The sequence below is a fragment of the Rhizobium sp. P1_E6 genome (assembly GCF_056405875.1).
Genome location: NZ_JBFUBG010000062.1, coordinates 13096 through 38284, shown reverse-complemented (window position 1 = coordinate 38284; position 25189 = coordinate 13096). Strand labels below are relative to the sequence as shown.

25 protein-coding genes are annotated in these 25189 nt (G+C 59.6%); 10 read left to right on the top strand and 15 right to left on the bottom strand.

Annotated features, from left to right (window positions below; all coding sequences use genetic code 11):
• On the top strand, positions 1-266 hold a 266-nt coding region (locus AC1D35_RS24160; RefSeq protein ID WP_477940370.1), incomplete at its 5' end, for an efflux RND transporter permease subunit.
• Positions 267-408: 142 nt separating this feature from the next.
• Here AC1D35_RS24160 and AC1D35_RS24155 read toward each other — a convergent pair.
• From AC1D35_RS24155 to hppD, 5 genes are all read right to left on the bottom strand, one after another.
• Positions 409-1692: a cystathionine gamma-synthase family protein gene (locus tag AC1D35_RS24155; protein WP_477851946.1), complete on the bottom strand. Its 1284-nt coding sequence runs from the start codon at positions 1690-1692 to the stop codon at positions 409-411.
• Positions 1693-1895: 203 nt separating this feature from the next.
• Positions 1896-2528 carry a maleylacetoacetate isomerase gene (gene maiA / locus AC1D35_RS24150; RefSeq protein WP_477851947.1) on the bottom strand — a complete coding sequence of 211 codons (633 nt, stop codon included), beginning with the start codon at positions 2526-2528 and terminating at the stop codon, positions 1896-1898.
• Positions 2525-3550, bottom strand: a complete 1026-nt coding sequence (locus AC1D35_RS24145) for a fumarylacetoacetate hydrolase family protein (RefSeq protein WP_477851949.1) — start codon at positions 3548-3550, stop codon at positions 2525-2527. The genes maiA and AC1D35_RS24145 overlap by 4 nt, the downstream gene beginning before the upstream one ends.
• A gap of 49 nt (positions 3551-3599) precedes the next feature.
• Positions 3600-4961: a homogentisate 1,2-dioxygenase gene (hmgA, locus tag AC1D35_RS24140; protein WP_477940367.1), complete on the bottom strand. Its 1362-nt coding sequence runs from the start codon at positions 4959-4961 to the stop codon at positions 3600-3602.
• 67 nt (positions 4962-5028) lie between these two features.
• Complete coding sequence (gene hppD / locus AC1D35_RS24135) at positions 5029-6138, bottom strand: 4-hydroxyphenylpyruvate dioxygenase (protein ID WP_477851952.1); 1110 nt, start codon at positions 6136-6138, stop codon at positions 5029-5031.
• A 127-nt stretch (positions 6139-6265) separates the two neighbouring features.
• Between hppD and AC1D35_RS24130 the strand changes: the two genes are divergently transcribed.
• Positions 6266-6766, top strand: coding sequence for an Lrp/AsnC family transcriptional regulator (locus AC1D35_RS24130; RefSeq protein WP_477851953.1), 501 nt, complete (start codon positions 6266-6268; stop codon positions 6764-6766).
• A 14-nt stretch (positions 6767-6780) separates the two neighbouring features.
• Here the strand turns inward: AC1D35_RS24130 and AC1D35_RS24125 are convergent, their stop codons facing one another.
• On the bottom strand, positions 6781-7242 hold the full coding sequence (locus tag AC1D35_RS24125; RefSeq protein ID WP_477851954.1) for an Lrp/AsnC family transcriptional regulator: 462 nt from the start codon (positions 7240-7242) through the stop codon (positions 6781-6783).
• Positions 7243-7365: 123 nt separating this feature from the next.
• Here AC1D35_RS24125 and AC1D35_RS24120 point away from each other — a divergent pair, with 123 nt between their 5' ends.
• Positions 7366-8157, top strand: coding sequence for a phenylalanine 4-monooxygenase (locus tag AC1D35_RS24120; RefSeq protein WP_477940364.1), 792 nt, complete (start codon positions 7366-7368; stop codon positions 8155-8157).
• 75 nt (positions 8158-8232) lie between these two features.
• Here AC1D35_RS24120 and panB read toward each other — a convergent pair whose 3' ends face one another.
• From panB to AC1D35_RS24105, 3 genes are all read right to left on the bottom strand, one after another.
• Positions 8233-9054 carry a 3-methyl-2-oxobutanoate hydroxymethyltransferase gene (gene panB, locus AC1D35_RS24115; protein WP_477851957.1) on the bottom strand — a complete coding sequence of 274 codons (822 nt, stop codon included), beginning with the start codon at positions 9052-9054 and terminating at the stop codon, positions 8233-8235.
• Complete coding sequence (panC, locus tag AC1D35_RS24110; RefSeq protein WP_477940362.1) at positions 9051-9926, bottom strand: pantoate--beta-alanine ligase; 876 nt, start codon at positions 9924-9926, stop codon at positions 9051-9053. The genes panB and panC overlap by 4 nt, the downstream gene beginning before the upstream one ends.
• 255 nt (positions 9927-10181) lie before the next feature.
• The gene (locus tag AC1D35_RS24105) at positions 10182-11207 is read right to left on the bottom strand and encodes a LacI family DNA-binding transcriptional regulator (RefSeq protein ID WP_477851959.1); all 1026 of its coding nucleotides are present in this window, start codon (positions 11205-11207) and stop codon (positions 10182-10184) included.
• Positions 11208-11505: 298 nt separating this feature from the next.
• Between AC1D35_RS24105 and AC1D35_RS24100 the strand changes: the two genes are divergently transcribed.
• From AC1D35_RS24100 to olsC, 7 genes are all read left to right on the top strand, one after another.
• A complete protein-coding gene (locus tag AC1D35_RS24100; protein WP_477940359.1) occupies positions 11506-12771 on the top strand; it encodes an ABC transporter substrate-binding protein in 1266 nt (421 codons plus the stop codon).
• Between the two features lie 84 nt (positions 12772-12855).
• The gene (locus AC1D35_RS24095) at positions 12856-13842 is read left to right on the top strand and encodes a carbohydrate ABC transporter permease (protein WP_113507200.1); all 987 of its coding nucleotides are present in this window, start codon (positions 12856-12858) and stop codon (positions 13840-13842) included.
• On the top strand, positions 13842-14672 hold the full coding sequence (locus tag AC1D35_RS24090; RefSeq protein ID WP_477851961.1) for a carbohydrate ABC transporter permease: 831 nt from the start codon (positions 13842-13844) through the stop codon (positions 14670-14672). Before AC1D35_RS24095 ends, AC1D35_RS24090 begins: the two co-directional genes overlap by 1 nt.
• Before the next feature lie 12 nt (positions 14673-14684).
• A complete protein-coding gene (locus AC1D35_RS24085) occupies positions 14685-15713 on the top strand; it encodes an ABC transporter ATP-binding protein (protein WP_115037597.1) in 1029 nt (342 codons plus the stop codon).
• 75 nt (positions 15714-15788) lie between these two features.
• Positions 15789-16574: a ThuA domain-containing protein gene (locus AC1D35_RS24080; RefSeq protein WP_477940357.1), complete on the top strand. Its 786-nt coding sequence runs from the start codon at positions 15789-15791 to the stop codon at positions 16572-16574.
• Positions 16575-16583: 9 nt separating this feature from the next.
• A complete protein-coding gene (locus AC1D35_RS24075) occupies positions 16584-17627 on the top strand; it encodes a Gfo/Idh/MocA family protein (protein ID WP_113298928.1) in 1044 nt (347 codons plus the stop codon).
• A gap of 297 nt (positions 17628-17924) precedes the next feature.
• Positions 17925-18764: an ornithine lipid ester-linked acyl 2-hydroxylase OlsC gene (olsC, locus tag AC1D35_RS24070; RefSeq protein WP_113309124.1), complete on the top strand. Its 840-nt coding sequence runs from the start codon at positions 17925-17927 to the stop codon at positions 18762-18764.
• Positions 18765-18822: 58 nt separating this feature from the next.
• On the opposite strand, the gene AC1D35_RS24065 is transcribed toward olsC, so the two are convergent.
• The 6 genes from AC1D35_RS24065 to AC1D35_RS24040 all read right to left on the bottom strand — a co-directional run bounded on the left by AC1D35_RS24065 (position 18823) and on the right by AC1D35_RS24040 (position 25094).
• Positions 18823-19218 carry a DUF1236 domain-containing protein gene (locus tag AC1D35_RS24065; protein WP_113298930.1) on the bottom strand — a complete coding sequence of 132 codons (396 nt, stop codon included), beginning with the start codon at positions 19216-19218 and terminating at the stop codon, positions 18823-18825.
• Positions 19219-19429: 211 nt separating this feature from the next.
• Complete coding sequence (locus tag AC1D35_RS24060; protein WP_113298931.1) at positions 19430-20542, bottom strand: ABC transporter permease; 1113 nt, start codon at positions 20540-20542, stop codon at positions 19430-19432.
• A gap of 1 nt (position 20543) precedes the next feature.
• Positions 20544-21668, bottom strand: coding sequence for an ABC transporter permease (locus tag AC1D35_RS24055; RefSeq protein ID WP_477940353.1), 1125 nt, complete (start codon positions 21666-21668; stop codon positions 20544-20546).
• Positions 21665-23404 carry an ATP-binding cassette domain-containing protein gene (locus AC1D35_RS24050; protein WP_113309123.1) on the bottom strand — a complete coding sequence of 580 codons (1740 nt, stop codon included), beginning with the start codon at positions 23402-23404 and terminating at the stop codon, positions 21665-21667. The genes AC1D35_RS24055 and AC1D35_RS24050 overlap by 4 nt, the downstream gene beginning before the upstream one ends.
• Positions 23401-24408, bottom strand: a complete 1008-nt coding sequence (gene hlyD, locus AC1D35_RS24045; protein ID WP_113309122.1) for a secretion protein HlyD — start codon at positions 24406-24408, stop codon at positions 23401-23403. Before hlyD ends, AC1D35_RS24050 begins: the two co-directional genes overlap by 4 nt.
• A complete protein-coding gene (locus AC1D35_RS24040) occupies positions 24405-25094 on the bottom strand; it encodes a CerR family C-terminal domain-containing protein (RefSeq protein ID WP_113298935.1) in 690 nt (229 codons plus the stop codon). Before AC1D35_RS24040 ends, hlyD begins: the two co-directional genes overlap by 4 nt.
• Positions 25095-25189: the final 95 nt, after the last annotated feature.

Below are 25189 nucleotides of genomic sequence, written 5' to 3'. Positions count from 1 at the left end.
CATTGGCGATGGTGGMCGGCATGGTGCCGGCGGCATTCGGCCACGAAATCGGTGGCGAGTTCAGAGCACCTATGGCGGTGGCGGTCATCGGCGGACTGATGGTTTCAACGGTTCTTTCGCTCGTCGTTGTTCCCGCAAGCCATGTCCTAATCGCCGATCTCGGCGATGCGATCAAACGCCTGGCACGGAAGATACCGGGTGGCGAAGCTGCCGCTGATAGCTCAGGCGGCGCCTTCATCGAAGGCCCCGACAGTTTGCGCGGGTAGTGCTGTTGGATGATCTGAAAGCTAGGATTCATGGGTGCCTCGGGATCGATGGCCAATAGCGGATGGCGTTGGACGCATCATCTACCCTCAAATTCCGAGCACCTCAGCCGACCGATATCGGGCTAGGCACGGATGCGGCGATTTACGCCGCATCGAGCGCCAGGGTGAGATCGGCAATAAGGTCGTCTGGATGTTCGATGCCGATCGACAGCCTGATCGTTGCATCAAGGACACCGATACGCTGGCGCACCTCGGCCGGCACGCCGGAATGCGTCATCGTCGCCGGATGCGATGCCAGGGATTCCGTTCCTCCGAGGCTGACGGCAAGCTTGAAGATTTTCAACGTGTTCAGGAACCGGAACGAGGCCGGTTGGCCGCCCTTGATATCGAAGGAAAATGTCGAACCGGCGCCGCTGCACTGGGCCGCGAATGTTCTGCCGACGGCGGAATCGGGATCGCTGTATGGCAGGTGGTGGATCGTCTCGACCTTGGGATGCTGCCTCAGGAAATCCGCCACCGCCTTCGCGTTGCTGTTGGCCCGTTCCATGCGGATCTGCAACGTTTCGAGTGAACGCCCGAGCATCCAGCATGAATGCGGATCGAGCTGCGTGCCGATAGCGCCGCGAAGCGCCTTCACCTGCTTGATGAGCGCCCGGTTGCCGAGTGCCGCCCCGGCGATCAGATCCGAATGGCCGCCGACATATTTGGTCAGGGAATAGAGGGAAATGTCCGCACCATGCCCGATCGGGCGCTGGAAAACCGGGCCGAGCAGAGTGTTGTCGCAGGCGACAATAGGCGTATGGCCCTGCTTCTGACCAATCGCATCGGCAATCCGCCGGATCATTGCGATGTCGACAAGGCTATTGGTCGGGTTTGCGGGCGTCTCGATGAGGATGACCGAGACATTGCCCTTGGCCATTGCTTCCTCGGCCGCGGCCCTTACCGAGACTTCGCTGACGCCATCGGCAAAACCGACGGCGGAAACGCCAAAATTGAGGAAGGTCTTGGCAAGTAATGTTTCCGTCCCGCCATAGAGCGGCTGTGAGTGGAGGATGGCATCTCCCGGACGGACGAAGGCAAGCAGGACCGTCGCGATGGCGGACATTCCCGATGAAAACACCGCGCCGCTCTCGGCTTGCTCGTAGACCGCCAGACGATCTTCGATGATCTCGCTGTTTGGATGATTGAAGCGCGAATAGACAAGGCCCGCGCCCTTACCTTCCGGCGGCTCCTTCCGACCCGAAACGTAATCGAAGAAATCGCGACCGTCTTCGGCGGAGTTGAAAACGAACGTGGACGTCAGGAAGACAGGCGGCTTGACCGCGCCTTCGGAGAGTTCGGGATCATACCCGTAGTTCAGCATCTGGGTTTCCGGATGCAGGGGATGATTGCCGATATGGGTTCTTGGAGGATGCGGTGCAGTCATGAAACGTCTCCCTCAATTAGCGGCTTCCGGCATCAATGTGCCCGCGCCTCACTAATATCTGGAGCGCTGCGGCGGCAGAGGAACACCCTTTGCAGATGGCCAGGCAAATTTGCTGAATAGGCTGGCTGGCTGGTGGAGTTGCGATACTGCAATTTCTTCGAAGGATGATCAACGTCAGCTCGCGCAGGCATCTCGGCAACGCGCTAAGGTTTCACGCTGTCGGGATGGGCGGCCTGAAAAGCTGGCAGTCTGCAGCACTTGCCATCAATATCGGTGATGCGCGTGAAGTCAGTTACGTCCACTCCCCAGCGGCGGGCATTGTAGACCTGGGGAACAAGACATAGGTCCGCCATCGTCGGTGTATCGCCGAAGCTGAACTCTCCATCGGCTCCGTCAATCATGGCTTCGAGCTTGCGAAGGCCATCCGTGATGAAATGCTTCATCCATTCCTCGCGGGCGCCGGTCTTGTCCGTTACGGTCATGAGATGCGCCACGACATGCGTGTTGCATATCGGATGTATGTCCATGGCGACCGCGTATGCGAAGGCGCGCACTTTCTGGCGATCGGCAATATCGGCTGGCAGTAGTCCGCATTCCGGCCGAAGCTCGGCCAGATACTCGATGATTGCCAGCGACTGGGTCAGAGTTTTCCCGTCGATCACCAATGTCGGCACGAACCCCTGCGGGTTGAGCGTCAGATATTCCGGCTTCTTGTGCGCTCCCTCCAACAAGTTGATGGACACTGTTTTGTAGTCGATCGCCAAGAGATTGAGCGCGATACGGACGCGATAGCTCGCCGATGACCTCCAGTAGTCGTAAAGAACGACCTCGTTCATCGCGGGCCAGCCTCCTTATATTTTTCGACCGTCTGCTCGATCGCCCCAAAGATCGAATGGCCGGCATCATCCTTCATCTCGATGCGAACCTGGTCCCCGAACTGCATGAATGGAGTCTTCGGCGACCCGGTTTTGATCGTCTCAATCATCCGTATCTCGGCGATGCATGAGTAGCCGTCCCCTCCGTCTTCGATGGGCTTGCCTGCTCCGCCGTCGAGCTTGTTGGAAACCGTTCCCGAACCGATAATCGTTCCAGCCGCCAGATTGCGGGTTCTGGCGGCATGGGCGATGAGTTGGCCAAAATCAAACGTCATGTCGACGCCGGCGTTCGCCTTGCCGAATGCCTTTCCGTTCACGCTCACAAGCAGCGGCAGGCACAGCTTGCCGCCATCCCACGCCTCTCCGAGCTCGTCCGGCGTCACCGCGACCGGAGAAAATGCCGATGCCGGCTTGGACTGGAAGAAACCAAATCCCTTGGCCAGCTCGTCCGGTATGAGACCGCGCAGGGACACGTCGTTGGCGAGCATTACCAGACGGATGGCATCGCGCGCAGCTTCCGGACCAGAACCCATGGCAACGTCGCCGGCGATGATGGCAATTTCGCCCTCCAGGTCGATCCCATAAGCTTCGTCAGCCACCACGATCGGGTCTCGCGGCCCGAGGAACCCGTCCGAACCACCTTGATACATCAGCGGATCGGTCCAGAAGCTCGCCGGCATCTCGGCACCCCGCGCCCTGCGGACCAGTTCAACATGGTTGAGATAAGCCGAACCGTCGGCCCATTGATATGCCCGCGGCAAGGGCGATGTGGCGTCGTGTTCGCGAAAGCGGATCGTCGGCTGGGCTCCTGTCTCGATACCTTCGGCAATCTGCGCGAGCCTCGGAGCAACGTGCTCCCAGTCATCGAGAGCCGCCTGCAATGTGCGGGCAATGTGACCGACTTCGGAACAACGGGTAAGGTCGCGGGAAACGATGACGAGCCGGCCGTCTCTCGTGGAGTCTTTCAACGTCGCAAGTTTCATGTCCCATTCCCGTGCCAAAGGATGCTTGGCCGATCTTCACCTGATGCCATCACTTGATACCGGGGGTCCCGTCGAACTTGCGTTCCAGGCCGTCCCAGCACTCCAGGTAGTTGTCCTGCAGCGTTTCAAGCTCGGCTGCGTATTTCGTCAATTGCTGGGKGTACCGGGTCTCGAACATGAAAGCCATGGTGTCATCCAGCTTCACCGGTTTGAGCTCGGAATTGGATGCCTTTTCGAAGGCGAGCGCGTCCGGCCCGTGGGCAAGCATCATGTTATGCAGGCTCATGCCGCCGGGGACAAAGCCCTCCTCCTTGGCGTCATACTGGCCATGGATCAGGCCCATGAACTCGCTCATGATGTTACGGTGGTACCAGGGCGGGCGGAAAGTGTGCTCGGCGACCAGCCAGCGGGGCGGAAAGATCACAAAATCGACATTCGCCGTGCCCGCATCTTCGGTGGGCGCAGTCAGCACCGAAAAAATCGACGGATCGGGATGATCAAAGCGGATCGCGCCGACGGGAGCAAACGTCCGCAAATCGTATTTGAAGGGGGCGTAGTTGCCGTGCCAGGCCACCACATCGAGGGGCGAGTGGCCGATATCCGTGACATAGAATTTGCCGCACCACTTCACATGAACGCGACAAGGCCTTTCCTTGTCCTCGAAAGCGGCGACAGGAGTCTTGAAGTCGCGTGGGTTCGCCAGACAGTTCGCGCCGATCGGTCCGCGATCCGGCAGCGTGAATTTCGCGCCGTAGTTCTCGCATATATATCCGCGCCAGACGGTCTGCTCGCCGTTGCGCAGGACCTTGAACATCATGCCGCGGGGGATGAGGCATATTTCCAGGGGCTCCACGTCCATGATGCCCATTTCGGTGAACACCCTGACGGCGCCGAGCTGCGGCACGATCAGCAGTTCACCATCGGCGTTGAAGAAGTAATCTTCGATCATATCGTCATTGAAGACGTAGGCGTGGGCTGACATGCCCACCTGGGTCGTGACATCGCCCGCCGTCGTCATTGTCCGCACACCCTGAAGAAACGTCAGCTTCTCGGTGGGTGTGGGAACGGGATTCCAGCGAAGCTGTCCCAGGGGAAGCGAATGCTCGTCCAGACAAGGTGCAGTCTTCCAGTGCGGATAGGAAGCGTTTGAGAAGCGGCTCGTGTGACGCACGCTCGGGCGGATGCGATAGAGCCAGGACCTTTCGTTCGTCCCGCGCGGGGCGGTGAACGGTGAACCGGAAAGCTGCTCCGCGTAGAGACCATAGTTGCATTTCTGGGGGCTGTTCTGGCCTTGTGGAAGAGCGCCCGGGAGTGACTCCGTCTCGAAGTCATTGCCGAAGCCCGGCATATACTTCAGTCTGTTTGCCGTCGTGGCTTCGCCGTCTGACGGCTGGATCGATGTCTGGTCCATGCTCAACTCCTCCCCGGAAACTCTGAGGCACCGCGCGTCTTCAGACGCGCGAGCTGACCCCGAGAGTTTACTCCGCCGCAGTACCGATAACACCACGCTTGATCTGATCGGCCTCGATCGACTCGAAGAGAGCACGGAAATTGCCTTCGCCGAAGCCCTCGTCGCCCTTGCGCTGGATGAATTCGAAGAAGATCGGGCCAATGACGGTCTTGGAGAAGATCTGCAGCAGGATTTTCGTCATGCCGCCATTCACCACGCCTTCGCCATCGATGAGGATGCCGTGCTTCTTCATGCGTTCGACAGGTTCGCTATGGCTGTTCACGCGTTCATAGGACATGTCGTAATAGGTTTCCGGCGGTCCCGGCATGAAACGCAGACTGTTATCGGCAAGTCTGTCAGTTGCCTCGTAGATATCCTCCGTTCCAACGGCAATATGCTGGATGCCCTCGCCTCTGTACTTCTTCAGATATTCTTCGATCTGGCTGGTGTCATCCTTCGATTCATTCAGCGGAATGCGGATCTTGCCGCAGGGCGACGTGATGGCGCGGCTTACCAGACCGGTGATGCGTCCATCGATATCGAAGAAGTGGATCTGCTTGAAATTGAACAGATTGCGGTAAAAATCCCACCACTTGTCCATATTGCCGCGGAAAACGTTGTGGGTGAGATGGTCGAGATAATAAAAACCGATCCCCTGGGGATGCGGGTTGGACTCGCCAAGCCAATCGAACTCGGCATCGTAGGCTGATCCCTTCGCACCATAGGTTTCGATGAAATAGAGCAGCGAGCCGCCAATGCCGACGATTGCCGGGACATCGAGCGCCTTGTCAGGCCCTTCATACGGGATGGCGCCTTTCGACACTGCGTGATCGAAGGCGTGTCTGGCGTCGACGACGCGCCATGCCATCGACGGGGCGCAGGGACCATGGGCTGCGACGAAACGAGCGGCATGACTGCCGGCTTCGGCGTTCAGGATATAGTTGATGTCCCCCTGGCGCCAGACGGTGATGTCTTTCGTCTTGTGCCTGGCGACTGGGACGTAGCCCATGCGTGTGAAGAGTTCGCGCAGCTTGTCGGGTTCAGGATGGGCGAATTCAACGAACTCGAAGCCGTCGGTGCCGGCCGGGTTGTCGGCGGTAATTTCCGAGGGCGGCGCATCATGCGGAAAAGGGCCCATTTTCTCCTCCTGGAACTGGAGTTTGCTTATGCAAAGTGTGGCCCAAAACGCATGCAAAGTTCTTGCATTCTTTATGCTCCGAGAAGATATTGTGCACGATCTGTGAGGATTTTCGGGATTTTGCGCAATGGATGAACAGCTCGATAAATTGGATTTACGTCTGCTGCAGGAACTTCAAAAGGACGGCCGGTTGACGAACAATGAGTTGGGGGAGCGGATTGCGCTTTCACCCTCGCAATGCTCGCGCCGGCGAACAAGACTGGAAGCTGAGGGATATATTTGCAGCTACCGGGCCTATCTGGATCAGCAGAAGCTGGGTCTGGATATGCTGGTGGTCATATCCGTGACGCTTGCCACCCACAACAGGGACAATGCCCGCAGATTCTCGCAACTGATCAACGGACTGCCGGAAGTTCTCGAAGCCTATGCGCTGACCGGTGAAATGGACTATCACCTGAAGGTAGCGACCCGCGGGCTCGCGGATCTCTCCAAATTCGTCAACGACGTTCTGCTGCCTCATGAGTCTGTGCAGCACGTGAAGACTTCGATCGTGCTCGATACACTGAAGACATTCGAAGGCTTTCCGATACACATGCCGGCTAGCTGGCATGGAGACAGCGCGCGGTGATCTGGCACCAAACGTCAGAGCGGCAGTTCGGTCGAGAATTTCAGCTCCCGCAGCACAAAGCTCGATACGACCGTGCGCACATGCGGGTTGCGCATGAGGTAGCGGGTCATGAAGGCTTCGTAGCTTTCCACGTCCCTCACCCTTATCTTCAGCATGTAATCGAAAGCGCCTGATAAGGCGTAGCATTCCATGATCTCCGGCCGCTCCAACACCACCGAAGCGAAAGACGCTACCGCCTCTTCGTGATGATCCTCCAGCGTTACATGCGCGATGACGCAGAGCTTGAGATCGAGTTTTCCAGGATCGAGCAGTGTCACACGCTTGCGGATGACGCCGTCGGCTTCCAGTTCTTGGATCTTCCGCCAGGCCGAGCTTTGTGACATGCCGGCCTTTTCAGCCAGGTCTGCCAGCGAAAGAGTGCCGTCAGCCTGGACGAGCTGCAGAAGCTTGCGGTGAAAATTCCCAGATTCTTTCATTCTTGGCGTCACATTCGGCAAGATTTTCCATCACTATGCCAATAGCCAGCATGAAAGAAAAGAAAATCCTCCAAACCTGGATCATAATGGCAGGAATAGCGCCGTGCATGGGAGGATCAGCCTATGACCAAGGAAAGCAGCTACACCGCCAAACTGCCCGGCCCGGACGGTTTATATGACTACATGCCTGATGAAGATGCGATCTGGGGTGAGCTCTACCGGCGTCAGATGAAGCTTCTCGCCGAGATGGCCTGCCGCGAATATCTTGATGGCGTCGAAATGCTGGGACTGAAGCCCGACAAGGTGCCGCAGCTTCTCGATGTGAACAGACGTCTGAACGAAACCACCGGCTTCGGGGTTGAAGGCGTGCCGGCGCTCATTCCACCCTCACGTTTTTATGAACTTCTGTCGCAAGGCAAATTCCCGCTCGCAACGTTCCTCCGCCGTCGCGAGCATATCGACTATATCGAGGAACCCGACCTGTTCCATGAGGTTTTCRGCCACTGCCCAATGCTCACCAACCAGAGCTATGCCAATTTCGTACGGCATTTCGGTGAAACTGCCGTCCACCTCGGCAAAGGCTATTCCTGGCATTTGTTCCGCATCTTCTGGTTTACCGTCGAATTCGGTCTGATTAACACACCAAAGGGCCGCCGCTGCTTCGGCGCAGGGATCGTCTCTTCGCCAAGCGAAGCAAAGGCGGCAATGGAAGGCAAGACGTGTGAATTTCGGCCGTTCGATCTGCTGAGCGTGCTGAGGACTCCGTACCGGATCGATATCCTCCAGCCGATCTACTACGTCATCGACAGCTTCACCGATCTTGAAGCGATCGTTGAGCAGGATATCGAAGGCATGATCCTCAAGGCAAAATCGCTGGGTGATTTTGCCCCCACTTTCGAAGCCAAAGCGTCGTGAATCGCTAATGGTATGACGGCTGCGACAATCGAGCTGAGGGCGACAGGCTATTCAGGCTTGGCAAGGCCACCCGAACTACGGCCGGCGCTTGAATGTATGGTCTTGCGTGGGAAATGTGCGGGAGCGAACCTCGCCAGCATAGGCGGCCGCCGCCACCCCGATCCTCTTTCCAAGCTCGTCGTACCGTTTGACGAAGCGCGGTGTGAAGTCGTTGAACAGTCCGAGCATATCGTCCGAAACCAGGATCTGGCCGTCGCAGGCGGCCGACGCACCGATTCCAATCGTTGGAACAGGGATAGCGCTCGTCACCTCGCGGGCAAATGTCTCAACCGTGCCCTCGATGACGACCGCAAAGGCTCCCGAGTTGCAGACGGCCTCCGCGTCACGCCGGATCGTCGCGACTTCTTCGTCGGAATGGCCCACGGATCGGTATCCACCTGCGGTATGAACCTGCTGCGGCATCAAGCCGATGTGGCCAAGAACTGGAACACCACGGGCGGTGAGGAAGGCGATTGTATCGGCCATCTCCTCGCCACCCTCAAGTTTGACCGCGTCGCAGCCGGTTTCCTGTAGAATGCGCACGGCATTGCGATAGGCCAGTTCTTTGGATTCCTGGTAACTGCCGAAGGGCATGTCGACGACGACACAGGATTTGGTGACCCCGCGTATGACCGCCTTGCCGTGCGCGACCATCATGTCGAGCGTCACCGCGACGGTGCTGTCCAGTCCATAGAGAACCATGCCGAGCGAATCTCCGACGAGCAGGAGATCGCAGTGTTCATCGAGCAGCCGCGCCATCGGTGTCGTGTAAGCCGTCAGGCATACGATCGGCGTTCCACCCTTCATCGCCCGGATTCGCGTGGGCGTCAGGCGCTTCGTGGAGTTCGCTGTACTCATTGCGCGTCTCCTGGTCCAGACGTAGCCTTTTTCACAATCACCCGGTTGTCGAGAAGCCTGGTCGTGCCGATCCGGACGAACAATGCGATCACCACCGGGACCTCGATTTTCGCGACATTCTGCAATGTCGAGGCGTCCCTCACAGCGACGACTTCCGGCTTTGCCAGAGGCTCACGGCTGATGAAGCCGGCAAGCTTCGCTTCAAGGACCTGCGGGTCAGTGAGGCCCTGAGCGACAAGGCGCTCCGCTTCGTCCAACGCGCGAGGGACGATGACCGCTGCGCGCCTTTCTTCCTCATTGAGATAGACGTTGCGAGAAGACAGCGCGAGCCCATCCATATCCCGGACTGTCGGCACGGAAACGACGCGCACCGGCAGCGCCAGATCGTCTACCATCCGTTTGATGACAACGACCTGTTGGTAATCCTTCTCGCCGAAATAGGCGTGCTTCGGCTGGACGATATTGAAGAGCTTGCTGACGACAGTGGCCACGCCGGCGAAATGCCCTGGTCGAACGGCGCMTTCGAGCTCGCATCCAAGCTCCGGCACATCAACCACGGTTTTCATCGGGCGTGGGTACATATCCTCGACGCCTGGCACAAAGAGAATGTCAACGCCTGCTTTTTCCAGCATCGTTTTGTCGCGTTCGAGATCACGCGGGTATCGGGTCAGATCCTCCGCCGGGCCGAACTGGAGTGGATTGACGAAGATCGAGGCAACGACGATTTCGTTTTCAGCGCGGGCTCGCGCGACAAGTTTCATATGTCCGGCATGGAGATAACCCATCGTTGGCACGAAGCCGACCGGCCCGCCTTTCGCCTTTGCTTCAGCAAGTGCTGCGCGCATCGCCTCAATGCTCGATAGGACCTGCATGTGCCCTCCCCGGCCACGGTCACGTTGGGGGCGGATACAGAATGCAAGCGGGGTCGCGCGTCAATGCCCCCTGTAGATAAAAACGATTAGATAAGAGCGGTTTTCTTAGCACCTGCTCTTGCCGCCGGGCACAATGAGACGGATTTCTCGCAACTGCGCCAAAGCTGGCGCAAGACGGCCCGCGCCTGTCTCGCCGGCCCCGACAGAACTGCTCAAGCTCGTCTGCCGCCTGCCGTTCGTATGGTTGCACAAATGTTAAGTCTGGAGCGCCCGTACCGGCCCTGTTGACTCGCGCAAGATAAGCTCAACCGGCCAAAGCTCGTGAATCTCCAGTGGCGAACGCCCGGCCAAAAGCTGCAGCACGAGATCGGCGCACCGCGTGCCTGCGGCGCGCATCGACGAGCGGGTCGCCGATAGCGACGGGACCATATTGTCGGCCGTCAAATAGGGAAAAACGTCATCGTGAGCGATAACCGAGACATCGCTGCCGATCTGAAGGCCGAGCGAACGCGCGGCTCGGTAAATGCCGAGCGCGGTCATCATGGACCCGGCGACAAACGCGGTAGGCGGCTTCGGTTGTTCGAGAAATGACCGTGCAAAGCGAAAACCGAGCTCGTCGGTGAAATTGCCGTTGGCAATCAATTGCGGATCGACTTCGATCCCATGGTGCTGCAGCGCGCGGCGATAGCCGATGTCGCGATGCAGCGCATAGGTCGCTCCCTGGCGGCCATTGATCATCGCAATCCTGGTATGACCAAGATCGATCAGATGCGAGGTCGCACGACACACGGCCCCTTCATTGTCGATATCGAGCCACGGGTGCGGCACGTCGATGTCAGACCGGCCATGAACGAGAAACGGCATTCCCAGCTCGTTCAGTAGCGCGATGCGCTGGTCATTGGGTCGAGGCGAGTGAACGATGATCGCATCCACCCGCTGGCTTTCCGCCAGCCGCCTATAAAGTTGCATCTCTGCATCATATTCGGGATTAGCCATCGGAATGACCAGAATGTCGGTGTCTTCCGTGACAAGACGCTCCGCCATGCCGGCCATGAATTCCGCGAAATGGAACTCGCCTGCTCGCCCCATGACAACGCCAATGGCACCGACCCGCCCGGTTTTCAGCCTTACCGCATTGACGTTCGGCCGATAGCCCATTCGCACCGCTTCCTGAACGACACGGGCGCGCGTCACTTCGCTCACCTCGGGATAGCCACTGAGCGCACGGCTGACGGTCGTTGGGGACAGTCCAAGTTGTTTTGCGAACTCTTTGAGTTTCATAGACCGAATTGACTTTCATCGCCTGCGCTGCCGGGGATCTATACCATCGGCGGCGCAATTTCCACATTCTACGCCGTCGACTATATTTTCTCAAATCGATTTCAATTTTAATTGCCCTCTTGTACGCAACCCGAAATCAAAGAAATCGCAATATTCAGGATACTCATTGATTTCAAACAGTATTCTGCATCTGTACACAAGCAACACTGTCGATCGAGCCCCTCTCTTGACATGATATCCGCCTTCTGACAGTTTTTTGCAGCCAAATCGATTTCAATTTGGTCCTTGGGAGGAGAAAATGAAGTTTTGCTTTACAGCGGCCGCGGTTGCGGCCGCGCTCATTGGCGCGACCGTATCGTCCTATGCCGCCGAGATCAGCATCTCGGCGAGTTCCACCGGCAAGAACCTCGATCTGTTCCGCAAGCAGCTCGATGTTTTCGAGAAGACGACTGGCAATAAGGTCAAGATCGTCACCATGCCGTCCTCGTCGACGGAGCAGTTTTCGCAGTATCGTCTCTGGCTTGCAGCCGGCAACACTGATGTCGATGTCTACCAGACGGATGTTATCTGGGCCCCACAGTTGGCCGACCAGTTCGTCGATCTGAAGGATGCCACCAAGGATGTCGTCGGCGACTTCTTCCCGGCAATCGTCGCATCGCAAACCGTGAACGGCCGCCTGGTTGCAATGCCGCTTTATACGGACGCTCCGGCGCTCTTCTATCGCAAGGATCTGCTTGAGAAATACGGCAAGCAGCCGCCGAAAACCTGGGACGAGATGGRGGCAACCGCCAAGGAAATCCAGGAGAAGGAGCGCGCCGCCGGCCAGAAGGATCTCTGGGGTTACGTCTTCCAGGGCAATGCCTATGAAGGCCTGACCTGCAATGCGCTGGAATGGGTCAAGTCCTCGGGTGGCGGCCAGATCATCGAGACCGATGGCACGATTTCCATCAACAATGAAAAGGCTGCGGCAGCTCTCGATCGCGCCAAGGGCTGGATCGGCACGATTTCACCGAGCGGTGTGCTTGCCTATCAGGAAGAAGAATCCCGTGGTGTCTGGCAGACAGGCAACGCGGTCTTCATGCGCAACTGGCCCTATGCCTATGCGCTTGGAAACGGCCCTGACAGTCCGGTCAAGGGCAAGTTCGACGTGACGACCCTTCCGGTTGCCGCCGAAGGCGACAAGCCTTCTTCGGCGCTCGGGGGCTGGAATCTCGCCGTGTCGAAATATTCGAAGAGCCCCGATGCAGCGATCGAACTCGTCAAGTTCCTGACCTCGAAGGATAGCCAGAAGCAGCGCGCCATCGAGCTTTCCAACCTGCCGACGCTGTCGGCGCTCTATGACGACAAGGACATTGCTGCTGCGCAGCCTTTCATGCCGAACTGGAAGCCGATCTTCGAAAATGCAGTGCCGCGCCCGTCGGCTGTTGCGAAGGTCAAATACAACGAGGTTTCCGCGAAGTTCTGGACCGCCGTGCACAACACGCTCTCCGGTAGCGGCTCTGCGGAAGAAAACCTCGAGCTTCTTGAAGCCGATCTGACGACGCTTGAGGGCGGCGCCTGGTGAAAGACCGATACGGCAGCGGCGGACCTTCCGTCGCTGCCGTTCCCGACAACGCCTTTGTCGATCGTCTCATGAAGCGGATACCCCATGAGTGAAGTTGCAGTCTCCCAAAACCTGAGGACGGGCGCTTTCGCCAAGCCCACTTCGTCCGACCTGCGCTCCGAGCGGGTTCGTTCCGCTTGGATGTTTTTGGCGCCGACCCTGTTGATCCTCGCGATCGTTGCCGGCTGGCCGCTGTTTCGCACCATCTACTTCAGCTTCACCAACGCATCGCTGACGAACCTCGGCGATGCGAAGTTTGTGGGCTTCGACAATTACCTCTCCTGGGTCACCCTGAAGAGCGGCCGCACCGTTTACAGGGGACTTCTTGCCGATCCCGCGTGGTGGGGTGCGGTCTGGAATACGGCAAAGTTCACGCTATTGTCCGTGACGATCGAAACCGCGCTCGGCCTCATCGTCGCCCTCGTATTGAATGCCCAGTTCGTTGGGCGTGGCATCGTGCGCGCCGCGATCCTCATTCCCTGGGCGATCCCGACCATTGTCTCGGCCAAGATGTGGGCCTGGATGCTCAACGACCAGTTCGGTATCCTGAACGACATCCTTCTCAGCCTCGGGCTTATCAGCCAGAAGATCGCATGGACCGCAGATCCCGATACCGCGATGATTGCCGTTCTGATCGTCGACGTCTGGAAGACGACACCCTTCATGGCCCTGCTGATCCTGGCCGCTCTGCAGATGGTTCCGGCAGATATTTACGAAGCCGCCAAAATCGACGGGATCAACCCGATTAAGGTATTCTGGCGCCTGACGCTCCCGCTGGTGCGCCCGGCGATCATGGTCGCGGTAATCTTCCGCATGCTCGATGCGATGCGCATCTTCGACCTGATCTACGTGCTGACGCCCAACAACGCCCAGACAAAGACGATGTCGGTCATGGCGCGTGAAAACCTTTTCGACTTCGACAAGTTCGCCTATGGCGCAACAGCCTCGACCGTTCTCTTTCTCATCATCGCGTCGGTCACCGTGCTCTACATTTGGATCGGCCGCGTCAATCTCGGGGGTGGTGAACGCTGATGTTGCTTACAGCCACAAAGAACACCCTCTTCTATCTTCTGGTTGCCGTTATCGTCATCATCGCGGTCTTCCCGTTCTACTACGCGATCCTCACAAGCTTTAAAGCCGGCACAGCCCTCTTCGAGGTCAATTACTGGCCGACTTCGATCTCGCTCGAAAACTATAGAGGTGTGTTGACGACGGGCAGCTTCATACGCAGCCTCGGCAATTCACTGCTCATTGCCTGCCTCGTGGTCGCCGCCTCGCTGCTGCTCGCAGTGACCGCATCCTACGCGCTTGCCCGGGTGCATTTCAGGGGTCGGGCACTCTTGATGCTGACCATCCTGTCCGTGTCGATGTTTCCGCAGATCGCCGTGCTGGCGGGGCTTTTCGAACTCATCCGCTGGATCGGCATCTTCAACACGCCGTTTGCGCTGATCTTCTCCTATATGATCTTCACCCTGCCCTTCACTGTTTGGGTGCTGACCACTTTCATGCGGGATCTGCCGATCGAAATCGAGGAAGCGGCGATCGTCGATGGCGCATCCCCTTGGGTCATCATCACGAAAGTGTTCATGCCGTTGATGTGGCCGGCCTTGGTCACCACCGGCCTGCTCGCTTTCATCACGGCCTGGAATGAATTCCTGTTCGCCCTGACCTTCACATCATCGGATGCCCAACGAACGGTACCGGTGGCAATCGCTCTGCTTTCGGGCGGAAGTCAGTTCGAAATCCCCTGGGGCAACATCATGGCGGCATCGGTCATCGTCACCGTGCCCGTCGTCATCCTTGTTCTGATTTTTCAACGCCGGATTATTTCCGGGCTGACGGCCGGCGGCGTCAAAGGCTGAGGAAAGCGAGATATGGCACAGATTAGGCTCGATAATATCCGCAAGAGCTTCGGCGCATTCGAAGTCATCAAGGGTGTGACCATGGACATCCGTAGGGGCGAGTTCATGGTCTTCGTCGGCCCGTCCGGTTGCGGCAAATCCACCTTGCTGCGACTGATCTCGGGACTGGAGGATATATCTTCCGGCACGCTCTCCTTCGACGGCGAACCCGTCAACCGTCTTTCCCCGTCCAAACGCGGCATCGCGATGGTCTTTCAGTCCTACGCGCTCTATCCGCACATGACGGTCTACGAAAACATGGCCTTCGGCATGAAGCTGTCCGGCCGGACCAGGGAAGAATGCAAGGCACGCGTCGAACAGGCAGCCGGCATGCTTCAGCTTTCGCCCTATCTGGAACGCCTGCCGCGCCAGCTTTCGGGCGGCCAACGCCAGCGCGTGGCTATCGGCCGCGCCATCGTTCGTGACCCGAAGGTCTTCCTGTTCGACGAACCCTTGTCGAACCTGGATGCGGCTCTTCGCGTCGCCACACGGCTGGAGATCGCCAAGCTTCACCGCGGCATGCATGACACGACGATGATCTATGTCACCCACGATCAGGTCGAGGCCATGACACTGGCCGACCGCATCTGCGTGCTGCGCGACGGCGTCGTCGAACAGGTCGGAACACCGATCGAGCTCTACGAGACCCCGAACTCCATTTTCGTCGCCGGTTTCATCGGTTCGCCGAAGATGAATTTCCTCTCCGGACCTTTCGCGGCTCCCTATGACACCCACACAATCGGGGTGCGGGCCGAACATATCGAGTTTAGAGATCAGGATCCTGCCTGGACCGGCACCGTCATCCATTCAGAGATCCTCGGCTCGGACAGCTTCGTCTATCTCGACATCGGCTCGGCCGAACCGCTTACCGTTCGCGAGACCGGCGTATCGAGCCACCAGCCCGGCCAGCAACTGGGCGTGTCGCCGCTCAAGGAGCGCATTCATCGCTTCGACCAATCCGGACGCGCGCTCGAAAGGGTTCCTTTCAAGGGCGCAGCCTGACCACCAACCACATAAACAGGATCTGACCGTTTCCCATCGGCTCCGGTCCGCTATTCGCTGTGAAGGAGCAGAAACGTGTCTATTCGCACCATCGTCTGGGGTGAAAACATCCATGAGACAACCAACGAGATCGTCCGGGGCATCTACCCTGAGGGCATGCACACGACCATTGCCAAGGCGCTGAACACCGACCCGGCGATTTCCGCGACGACCGCCACGCTGCAGGAGCCCGAGCATGGGTTGACGGAGGCCCGGCTTGACGAGACCGACGTCCTGACCTGGTGGGGCCATAAGGATCATGGCGCCGTCTCCGACGAAGTCGTCGAGCGTGTCGCCAAGCGGGTGTGGGAAGGCATGGGCCTGCTCGTGCTGCATTCCGGCCATTTCTCGAAGATCTTCAAGCGTCTGATGGGCACGCCCTGYGCGCTGAAATGGCGCGAGGCGGGTGAACGCGAGCGGCTGTGGACGATCAATCAGCGCCATCCGATCGCTGCCGGYATCGGCGAGCATTTCGAGCTGGAGAACGAAGAGATGTACGGCGAGCAGTTCTCSGTRCCGGAGCCRCTGGAAACGGTGTTCATCTCCTGGTTCCAGGGTGGCGAAGTCTTCCGCTCCGGCCTGACCTGGCGCCGCGGTGCCGGCAAYATCTTCTATTTCCGCCCCGGCCATGAAACCTACCCGACCTAYCACGATGCCAACGTGCAGAAGGTGCTGATCAACGGCGTCAAGTGGGCCTATAACSCCGAGGGTGCATTGAAGAGCATCACCGATGCTCCAAATGTGCCGGTAGAAAAAGCACTGGAGCCGATCGTCGAGCGCGGCCCGAGACTGCACCAGGCCGGCGAAGCCGGTTACCGCTGAGGAGCATCCATGCGACTACTCGTTCTTGGTACGGGCGTGATGGCGAAAAACCAGCTCGCCCACTTCATGAATATGGACGGCGTGACCGTGGTCGGCGCCGTCGACACGGATTCCGAACGTCTGGCCGCCTTTGCCGATAAGTTCAATATCGAGAAGCGGTTTCTGACGCTGGAGGAGGCGATCGCCTGGGGCGAATTCGATGCGGCGACAAATATTACGCCCGACCGGATTCACCACCCGACCACCATGGCGCTGATCGCGGCCGGCAAGCATGTGCTTTGTGAGAAACCGCTGGCGGAAAATTATCCAAGGGCGCTGGAGATGACGGAAGCGGCTGAAAAGGCCGGCGTCATCAACATGGTGAACCTCACCTATCGCAACGTCGCTCCCCTGCAGCGCGCCCGCGAGATGGTGCTCTCGGGCGAGCTCGGCACGATCAAGCATGTGGAGGCCTCCTATCTTCAGAGCTGGCTCGTTTCGCGTGCCTGGGGCGACTGGCGCACGGAATCCACCTGGCTGTGGCGCCTATCCACCGGTCACGGTTCGAACGGCGTGCTCGGCGATGTCGGCATCCATATCCTCGACTTCGCAGCCTATGGCGCTGCAACCGACATCGACCACGTCTTTGCACGGCTCAAGACCTTCAACAAGGCGCCGGGCGGCCAGATCGGCGAGTATATGCTGGACGCCAATGACAGCTTCACCATGTCGGTCGATTTCGCCAATGGCGCGCTCGGCGTCATCCACGCGAGCCGCTGGGCAACCGGACACCTGAATGAGCTGAGGCTGCGCATCTACGGCGAGAAGGGCAGCCTCGAAGTCATCCACCGTCCAAGCGGTTCTGAACTGTATGGCTGCCTTGGTGAGGACGTGGAAACTGCAAACTGGAAGCCGATCGAGGTAGCGCCGGTTGCCACCAACTATCAGCGTTTTGCCGAAGCGGTGGCGAGTGGCGTGCAGCTCGATCCGAACTTCCGCCATGCGGCAAACCTGCAGAAGGTGCTCGACCTTGCCATGGTCAGCGAGCGCGAACGCCGCGAGCTTAAAGTCTGATATTTCTCCCGGATATGTCTTTGGGAAACGGGAACCGCCGTGTTTCGCGCGGCGGTTCCCTGCGGCATTTGACCGCTAGAGCGATACTTGAGGCGCGGTCGGGATTATCCATATTTAGGAAATGGCAAACGCGCTGATGTCGTGTCGGCTCCTGCGCGGAAGGCCATGCAATTTCCCCGAACATTTCCGTTTTTCTTCGAAATACGGAAGCGCTCTATTTTTCGTCTTGAGGCAATTCCGGACGCAAAACCGCTGTGCACTTTTGCTGGAGTTGCTTTAGTCAGCAATGGAAAGCCTATGACTGACGGTATCGCCAATACACCCCTTCCCGAAAAATCAGGATCCACCTTCGCCGAGCAGGGCTTCGTCACTGCCGGGATCGCCCCCATGGATCGCCCCAGTGCCGTGACGCGCTTCTTCATGGGCATCGTCGCCTGGGCCGAGCGCCTGAACTTCAAATATGCAAAGCTCGGCAATCCGCCGGTCTATGACATCAATGTTTTCCCGTGGGCGAAGGAGGTCGAGAAGGCCTGGCCGCAGATCCGCGCCGAGCTTGATCGCGTGCTCGTGCGCCAGAGCGAGCTGCCGAGCTTTCAGGAAATCGCCACCGACGTGCAGACCATCTCCAAGGATAACACGTGGAAGACCTTTTTCCTTTCCGGCTTCGGCCTGAAGTCGGAGCAGAATATCCGGGCCTGCCCGGAAACCTGGAAGGCCGTGCAGAAGATCCCGGGGTTGAAGACGGCGATGTTCTCGATCTTCGAGCCCGGCAAACACCTGCCGGCGCATCGCGGCCCGTATAATGGCGTATTGCGCCTGCATCTCGGCATGATCGTGCCTGATGCCACCGACAAGCTTGCCATCCGCGTCCAGGACCAGATCTGCCACTGGCAGGAAGGCAAGGCGCTGATCTTCGACGATGCCTATGAGCACGAGGCCTGGAACCACACGGACAAGACGCGCGTCGTTCTGTTCATCGATTTCGTGAAGCCGCTGAAATTCCCGGCACGGATCGTCAACTGGCTTCTGCTCAATCTTGCGGTTTTCACGCCGTTCATTCGCGAAGGGCTGGATAATCACAAGGAATGGGAAAAGAAGTTCTATGCGCAGGCAGAAGCGCTGCGGAACCGCACCTGACAAAAAAGCCCCGCCAGTCGAGGCGGGGCCGCATCTTTTCATTCGATGATCTGATCGCTTATTCGATGACCTGGACCACGCGGTGGGTCCGGGGCTCGACGATCACATGGCGATTGTTGATGACCGTATAGGCATAGCGCGGATTATCCGGCACCGGCATCACCTGGACTTCGGCAGGAAGCGGCTTGCCGACGACGATCGGCTGCTCCACGACGACGGTAGACGGCGGAGCCGGCTGTTCCTGGACGTAGGTGACGACTTCGCGCGGCGGCGGATCGACGACAGCGCCGGCGACACCGCCTGCCACGCCGCCAATTGCTGCACCCACGGGACCGCCGACAATTGCGCCGGTGATTGCGCCACCGGCTGCACCCGTTACAGCCCCGTCTGCCATCGCATTGGTGGCGAGCGACGAGAGCGCAAGCGCGCCGGACACAAGAATGATCTTGTACATTTTGCTTCTCCTTAGTTCCAGAGGAATTCCGCTGTTCGAGGAGATACGGAAATGCTCTATCTCATTGCTTTTCAAACAATTCCGGACGCGAAACCGCGTCGTAGATCTGCTGGGAATTGTTTTGGTTTGCGCTGAGGAAACGAGCCTGCCGTTTCGATGTTCCTGGTTTCAGGAGTCACGCTTTGGCAACTGAGGTCACAGTGCGTGAGGCCTATTCGAGCCTGCGGCGGAACAACCAGGCGGCGGCACCAAGCGTTGCGCAGGCGATCAATGCCAGCGGGATCGTCTGGTTCAACACTTCTTCTGCAGGGATATCCTTCAGGAAAACGCCTTTGACGATGACCAGGAAATAGCGCAGCGGATTGATAATAGTCACCGGCTGCAGCCACTCCGGCATGTTCTCGATCGGGGTTGCGAAACCCGAGAGCAGCATGGCCGGCACCATGAACAGGAAGGCGCCGAGGATGGCCTGCTGCTGTGTCATCGACAGGGCCGAGATGAAGAGGCCGAGGCCTGCCACCGAACCCAGATAGAAGATCGAGCTGCCGTAGAGCAGCAGGAGGGAACCGCGCAACGGCACGCCGAAGATGAAGATCGCCGCCAGCACATAGAGTGTCATGTGGAAGAGGCCGATCATGACAGGCGGAACGAGCTTGCCGATCAGGATTTCATGGACGCGCAGCGGCGAAACCATGAGCTGGTCGAAAGTGCCGAGTTCCCTTTCGCGGGCAATCGAAAGGGCGGTGACGATGAGGCCGATCAAGAGGGCGATGCTGGCGATCAGGTTCGGCACCATGAACCATTGATAGGTGAGGTTGGCATTGAACCAGTTGCGCGGCACGGTCGCGACAGTTCTGGCCATGGCGCGCCGACCCGCCGGCGTTTCGGCTGAAAGCGTCATGCCGATCTGCGTGAGATAGCCGGAGACGATCTGCGAGGCGTTGGAGCGGCGGCCGTCGAGGATGATCTGCAGATCGGCTGATATGCCGGCCTCGATGTTGCGGGAGAAATCCGGGCCGATCTCGATTGCGGCAATGACGGACTGGCCGTCGATCGCCTCGCGGATGTCGGCCTGGTTGGCGGCGGTCTCGATATGCCGGAAAGTCGGGGAGCCCTGGATGCGCTGGATCAGTTCCTGTCCCCAATGGCCGCTGTCGCGGTTCAGCACCATGACATCGACATTGCGCACTTCGAGCGTCGCCGCATAAGAGAAGATGAGAAGCTGCATGAGGGGCGGCACGATCAGCACGAAGCGTCCCTTGGGATCGCGCATCACGGCGAGCAGTTCCTTTGTCATGAGAGCCTTCAGGCGGGTCCACCACATCTCAGCCGATCCTCTTCCTGGTGCTGCGGGCCGCCAGCACAAACATGATGCCGCCGATGACGAGCATGACGGCAATGGAGCGGGCAAACATCGGCCAGATATCGCCGGCGAGGAACACCGTCTGCAGGCTGGGGATCAGGTAGCGGGCGGGCACGATGATGGTGATCCACTGGATGATCTGGGGCATGGAGTTGATCTCGAAGAGGAAGCCCGACAGCAGGAACGCCGGCAGGAAGGCCGTGATCAGCGCGATCTGCGAGGCGAGGAACTGGTTCTTGGTTGCCGTGGAGATCAGCAGGCCCTGGCCGAGCGCCGGTATCAGGAAGGCGGCCGACAGCCCATAAAGGGCGAAAACCGAGCCGCGGAAGGGCACGTCGAAGAGGAAGACGGCGAGCAGCACGCAGAGCGTCATGGAGGCGAGGCCGAGCAGGAAATAGGGCAGGATCTTGCCGGCCAGCAGTTCAGCCGCCGTCACCGGTGTGGCCATCATCGCTTCCATCGTGCCGCGCTCCCATTCGCGGGCGACGACGAGCGAGGTCAGAAGGGTGCCGACCAGCGTCATGACGATGGCGATGGAGCCGGGGACGAGGAAATTGCGGCTCGTCAGCTCCGGATTGAACCAGAAGCGCTGCTCGATGGAGATGGGCGGACCTGATGCCACCGTTTCTGACTGGCGCTGGCGMTCCCAGTTGGCGACGGCGCCCTGCGCGTAGTTCTGGACGAAATTGGCGGTGTTCGGGTCGGAGCCATCGACGAGAACCTGGATCTGCGGTCGCCTGCCCGCGGCATAGTCCGTCGCGAAATCCGCCGGGATCACGACAATGCCGCGCACCTTGCCGAGCACGAGATCGTCATGGAACATGCGCTGGTCGCGCCCGACTGTGACGGAGAAATAGCGGGAGGCCTGGAAGCTTGCCGAAAGATCCTGCGTCAGCGGTGTCGCCTGTTCCAGCACCAGGCCGATGCGGGTGCGCGTCGTATCCAGCGACACACCATAGCCGAAGAGGAAGAGCAGGATCAGAGGCAGCACGAAGGCGATGAGAATGGTGCTGGGGTCGCGGATCGCCTGATAGCTTTCCTTGCGCACGAGGGCTGTGAAACGGCGGATGCGGGAGGAGGTGCTCATGCGGCTTCCTCCGTTTCGGATTCCTGTACCAGCGCGATGAAGGCGTCCTCCATCGTCGGGTCAGGCCGTTCCTTTGACGCGACACGCGCCTTCAACTCGTCGGGCGAACCGAGCGCAATCGACCGGCCGCGATAGATCAGCGAGATGCGGTCGCAATATTCGGCCTCGTCCATGAAATGCGTCGTCACCAGAACAGTGACGCCCTTTTCGACGAGCGCATTGATATGGGTCCAGAATTCGCGCCGGGTAATCGGATCGACGCCTGACGTCGGCTCATCGAGGAACAGGGCGCGCGGCTCGTGCATGACGGCGCAGGCAAGGGCCAGGCGCTGTTTCAGGCCGAGCGGCAGGTCCTTGGCCGAATGGCGCGCATGGCGGCCGAAATCGAATATCTCGGTCATCAGCTCGATGCGCTCGCGCCGGCGGCTGCCTGAGAGGCCATAGACGCCGGCGAAGAATTCGAGGTTCTGCATCACAGTGAGATCGCCGTAAAGCGAGAATTTCTGCGCCATGTAGCCGAGCTGGTTGCGGGCTTCGGCGGCATCCTTGCGCAGGTCGAAGCCGGCGACGCGGCCTTCTCCCTCTGTTGGTTTCAAGAGGCCGCAGAGCATCTTGAAGGTGGTGGATTTGCCGGCGCCGTTCGGCCCGAGCAGGCCGAAGATCTCGCCGCGGCTTATATCGAAGGTGATCTTGTCGGCGGCGGTGAAATCCCCGAAACGCTTGGTCAGGCCGCGGGCCTCGATGACGGGGCGGTCGCCGGTTTCGCTGGGTGATTTCTGCGCTTCTGCGAGTTTCGAGCGCCCGCCAGGGCCGCCGCCCAGCATGTCGACAAAGGCGTCCTCGAAGCGGGCAGGGGTGGGTGTCAGCTTCGCCCCGTTGCCGGCGCCGCCGATGTCGGGCGTCTCGTCCTTGCCGGTGACGAGGCGGATGGCATCGCCCTGGATGACACCGTCGATGACGCCTTTCGTCTGCAAGAGTTCGGCCAGCACCTGCCGCCTGCGGCCGGTGACACCCGAAACCTTGAAGACGCGATCCTCGACTCGGTCCGTCAGATCATGCGGCTTGCCGGAAAAGAGCAGCTTGCCCTGGTTGAGCAGCAGCACATGGTCGCAGGCTTCGGCCTCATCCAGATAGGCCGTCGACCAGAGCACGCCGATGCCTTCCTGCGTCAGGTTCTCGACCATCTTCCAGAGATCGCGCCGCGAGATCGGATCGACGCCGACGCCGGGCTCGTCGAGCAGCAGCAGGCGTGGCTTTTTCAAGAGCGCGCAGGCAAGGCCGAGTTTCTGCTTCATGCCGCCCGAAAGCTTGCCGGCGAGCCGTGTCGTGAAGCGCTTCAGGTCGGTGAAGGTCAGAAGTTCCTCGAAGGAGGCGGCGCGCTCGGCCTTGGGCAGGCCGCGCAGATCGGCATAGAGATCGAGATTCTCCTGAACCGAGAGGTCCTCATAGAGGCCGAAGCGCTGCGGCATGTAGCCGATCGAGGCCTGGATGGCCGCCGGGTTCCTGGCGGTATCGAAGCCCAGCACCTCGACCGTGCCGCTCTCCGGCAGCATGAGGCCGGTCATCAGCCGGATCAGCGTCGTCTTGCCGGCGCCATCGGGGCCGACGAGGCCGGTGATGGCGCCGCCCTTCACTTCGCCGGAGACGGCATCCAGCGCCGGCGGGGCATCGCCGAAGCGCTTGGTGACATCGGCAAGCCGGACCAGCGCCTCATCCGTTTGCGGGGAGGAGGTCATTGCGCGGCCGGCGCGGGAAAGTGCACGGTAACAGGCATGCCCTGGCGCAGATCCGGGCCGGGCTTGTCGATGACGATGCGCAGGCGATAGACGAGATCGGTGCGAAGCTCGGGCGTCTCGACCGATTTCGGCGTGAATTCGGCGACCGGCGAGATGAATCCTACAGTGCCTTCATAGGGCTTGTCCGGATGCGTATCCGAGGTCACCTGAACCTTCATGCCGGGCTGCAGGCGGCCGAGATCGCCTTCGGCCACATAGCTGCGCACCCAGACCGGCTGCGTCAGCGACAGGACATAGACGGTATCGGCCGGCGAGACGATGGCGCCGGGTTCCCGCACACGGGAAAGGATGACACCGTCATTCGGCGCAAGCAGTTCGGCATCGGCAAGCGAGATACGGGCGGAGACCAGCGCCGATTGGGCGGCCTTCAACTGCGCCTCGGCAGCGGAGATATCTTCCACGCGGGTGCCTTCCTGCAGCAGTTTCAGGGCCTGATTGGCGGAGTCGGCACGCGCGGCCGCCATCGAGCGATTGGCCGTCGCCGTGTCGAGATTGGCTTCGGAGATCGTGCCCTGCGGGCGCAGCTGGCGAGCGCGGTCATAGGCAATATTGGCGTTTCTGAGCGCTGCGAGGCTCTCGTCATAGGAGGCGCTGGCCTGGGCAATTTCCGTCGGCCGCGGGCCGGCTCTGAGCTTGTCGAGCATCGCCTGCAGGGCAGCGACGTCGGCCTCGGCGGAGGCAACGGCAGCCTCGTAAGGCGCGGTGTCGAGTTTGCCGAGCACATCGCCGCTCCTGATCATGTCGCCCTCATCGACGGCGAGCGAGGCAAGCCGGCCATTGACACGGAAGCCGAGGGAAACCTGCCGGATATCGACATTGCCATAGAGCGTGAACTCTCCTGATCGTTCCGGCAGCCAGCCGAGCTTCTGGGGCAGGCCGTACCACCAGGCGGCAGCGCCCGCCGCAACGAGAATGAGGATGGCAAGGGGGAGGATCCGTCTCATCGGGTATTTCCTTTCGGCTGATGCAATTGGCCGACAAGCTCTGCAACGAGGTTGCGCAGGGTCTGGAGTTGTTCTGACCCGACCGACTGCCACTCCATCTGGGCGAGAACGGCCGCGTGGGCGACGCGGAAGACCATGATGTTGCCGACGAAGGCGAGGGTGCGCAGCCGCACATGCTCGCTGGCCGGGTCTTCCTGCAGGATCGTGCCGATCATCCGGCTCGCCATCTCGATCATCGGGCGCATGAGGCCCTGATAGACACGGGCGAAGGCCTCGGTCGGCTCCATCTGTTCGCGGATGATGAAACGCGCCCAGGGCTCGGATTCCTTGCTGACGAAAAGGCTGACCATGGTGGTGCCCATATCCGTCAGGAAAAGCCGCGCTTCCTCTTCGCTCAGTGCCTCTCCGGCAGCAGCCAGTTCCATAAGCCTGGCACCGATCCGCTGCCGCATTCCGCCGACATGGTGCTCGATGCGCGAGACCAGATATTCCGCGGTTGCGACATAGAGGCCTTCCTTGCCGCCGAAATAATAGGGAATGGCCTGCAGGTTGACGCCTGCGGCTTCGCTGAGCTGGCGCGTCGAGGTGCCGTCGAAGCCATAACGGCCGAAGACATCGAGCGCCGCCGACAGCAGCTTTTCCCGGGTGATTTCGGCGCGGTTCGGTTGGGTTTGTTCATCAGTCATGTCTCATTTATAACCCAAACGAAACTTTCAGTCAATCGAATGAATGTTTATCTTGCCGAGCCCACCCTGATGTGTATGACGGTTTCGGGCGCGAA

Bases quoted from the DNA above. Each gene is read 5' to 3' on its own strand.
- AC1D35_RS24040 (WP_113298935.1), bottom strand. From the start codon at position 25,094: ATGACTGATGAACAAACCCAACCGAACCGCGCCGAAATCACCCGGGAA.
- AC1D35_RS24090 (WP_477851961.1), top strand. From the start codon at position 13,842: ATGTTGCTTACAGCCACAAAGAACACCCTCTTCTATCTTCTGGTTGCC.
- olsC (WP_113309124.1), top strand. From the start codon at position 17,925: ATGACTGACGGTATCGCCAATACACCCCTTCCCGAAAAATCAGGATCC.
- AC1D35_RS24085 (WP_115037597.1), top strand. From the start codon at position 14,685: ATGGCACAGATTAGGCTCGATAATATCCGCAAGAGCTTCGGCGCATTC.
- AC1D35_RS24155 (WP_477851946.1), bottom strand. From the start codon at position 1,692: ATGACTGCACCGCATCCTCCAAGAACCCATATCGGCAATCATCCCCTG.
- AC1D35_RS24145 (WP_477851949.1), bottom strand. From the start codon at position 3,550: ATGAAACTTGCGACGTTGAAAGACTCCACGAGAGACGGCCGGCTCGTC.
- hlyD (WP_113309122.1), bottom strand. From the start codon at position 24,408: ATGAGACGGATCCTCCCCCTTGCCATCCTCATTCTCGTTGCGGCGGGC.
- AC1D35_RS24105 (WP_477851959.1), bottom strand. From the start codon at position 11,207: ATGAAACTCAAAGAGTTCGCAAAACAACTTGGACTGTCCCCAACGACC.
- AC1D35_RS24125 (WP_477851954.1), bottom strand. From the start codon at position 7,242: ATGAAAGAATCTGGGAATTTTCACCGCAAGCTTCTGCAGCTCGTCCAG.
- AC1D35_RS24130 (WP_477851953.1), top strand. From the start codon at position 6,266: ATGGATGAACAGCTCGATAAATTGGATTTACGTCTGCTGCAGGAACTT.
- panB (WP_477851957.1), bottom strand. From the start codon at position 9,054: ATGAGTACAGCGAACTCCACGAAGCGCCTGACGCCCACGCGAATCCGG.
- AC1D35_RS24050 (WP_113309123.1), bottom strand. From the start codon at position 23,404: ATGACCTCCTCCCCGCAAACGGATGAGGCGCTGGTCCGGCTTGCCGAT.
- AC1D35_RS24075 (WP_113298928.1), top strand. From the start codon at position 16,584: ATGCGACTACTCGTTCTTGGTACGGGCGTGATGGCGAAAAACCAGCTC.
- AC1D35_RS24065 (WP_113298930.1), bottom strand. From the start codon at position 19,218: ATGTACAAGATCATTCTTGTGTCCGGCGCGCTTGCGCTCTCGTCGCTC.
- hppD (WP_477851952.1), bottom strand. From the start codon at position 6,138: ATGGGCCCTTTTCCGCATGATGCGCCGCCCTCGGAAATTACCGCCGAC.
- maiA (WP_477851947.1), bottom strand. From the start codon at position 2,528: ATGAACGAGGTCGTTCTTTACGACTACTGGAGGTCATCGGCGAGCTAT.
- AC1D35_RS24095 (WP_113507200.1), top strand. From the start codon at position 12,856: ATGAGTGAAGTTGCAGTCTCCCAAAACCTGAGGACGGGCGCTTTCGCC.
- AC1D35_RS24060 (WP_113298931.1), bottom strand. From the start codon at position 20,542: ATGTGGTGGACCCGCCTGAAGGCTCTCATGACAAAGGAACTGCTCGCC.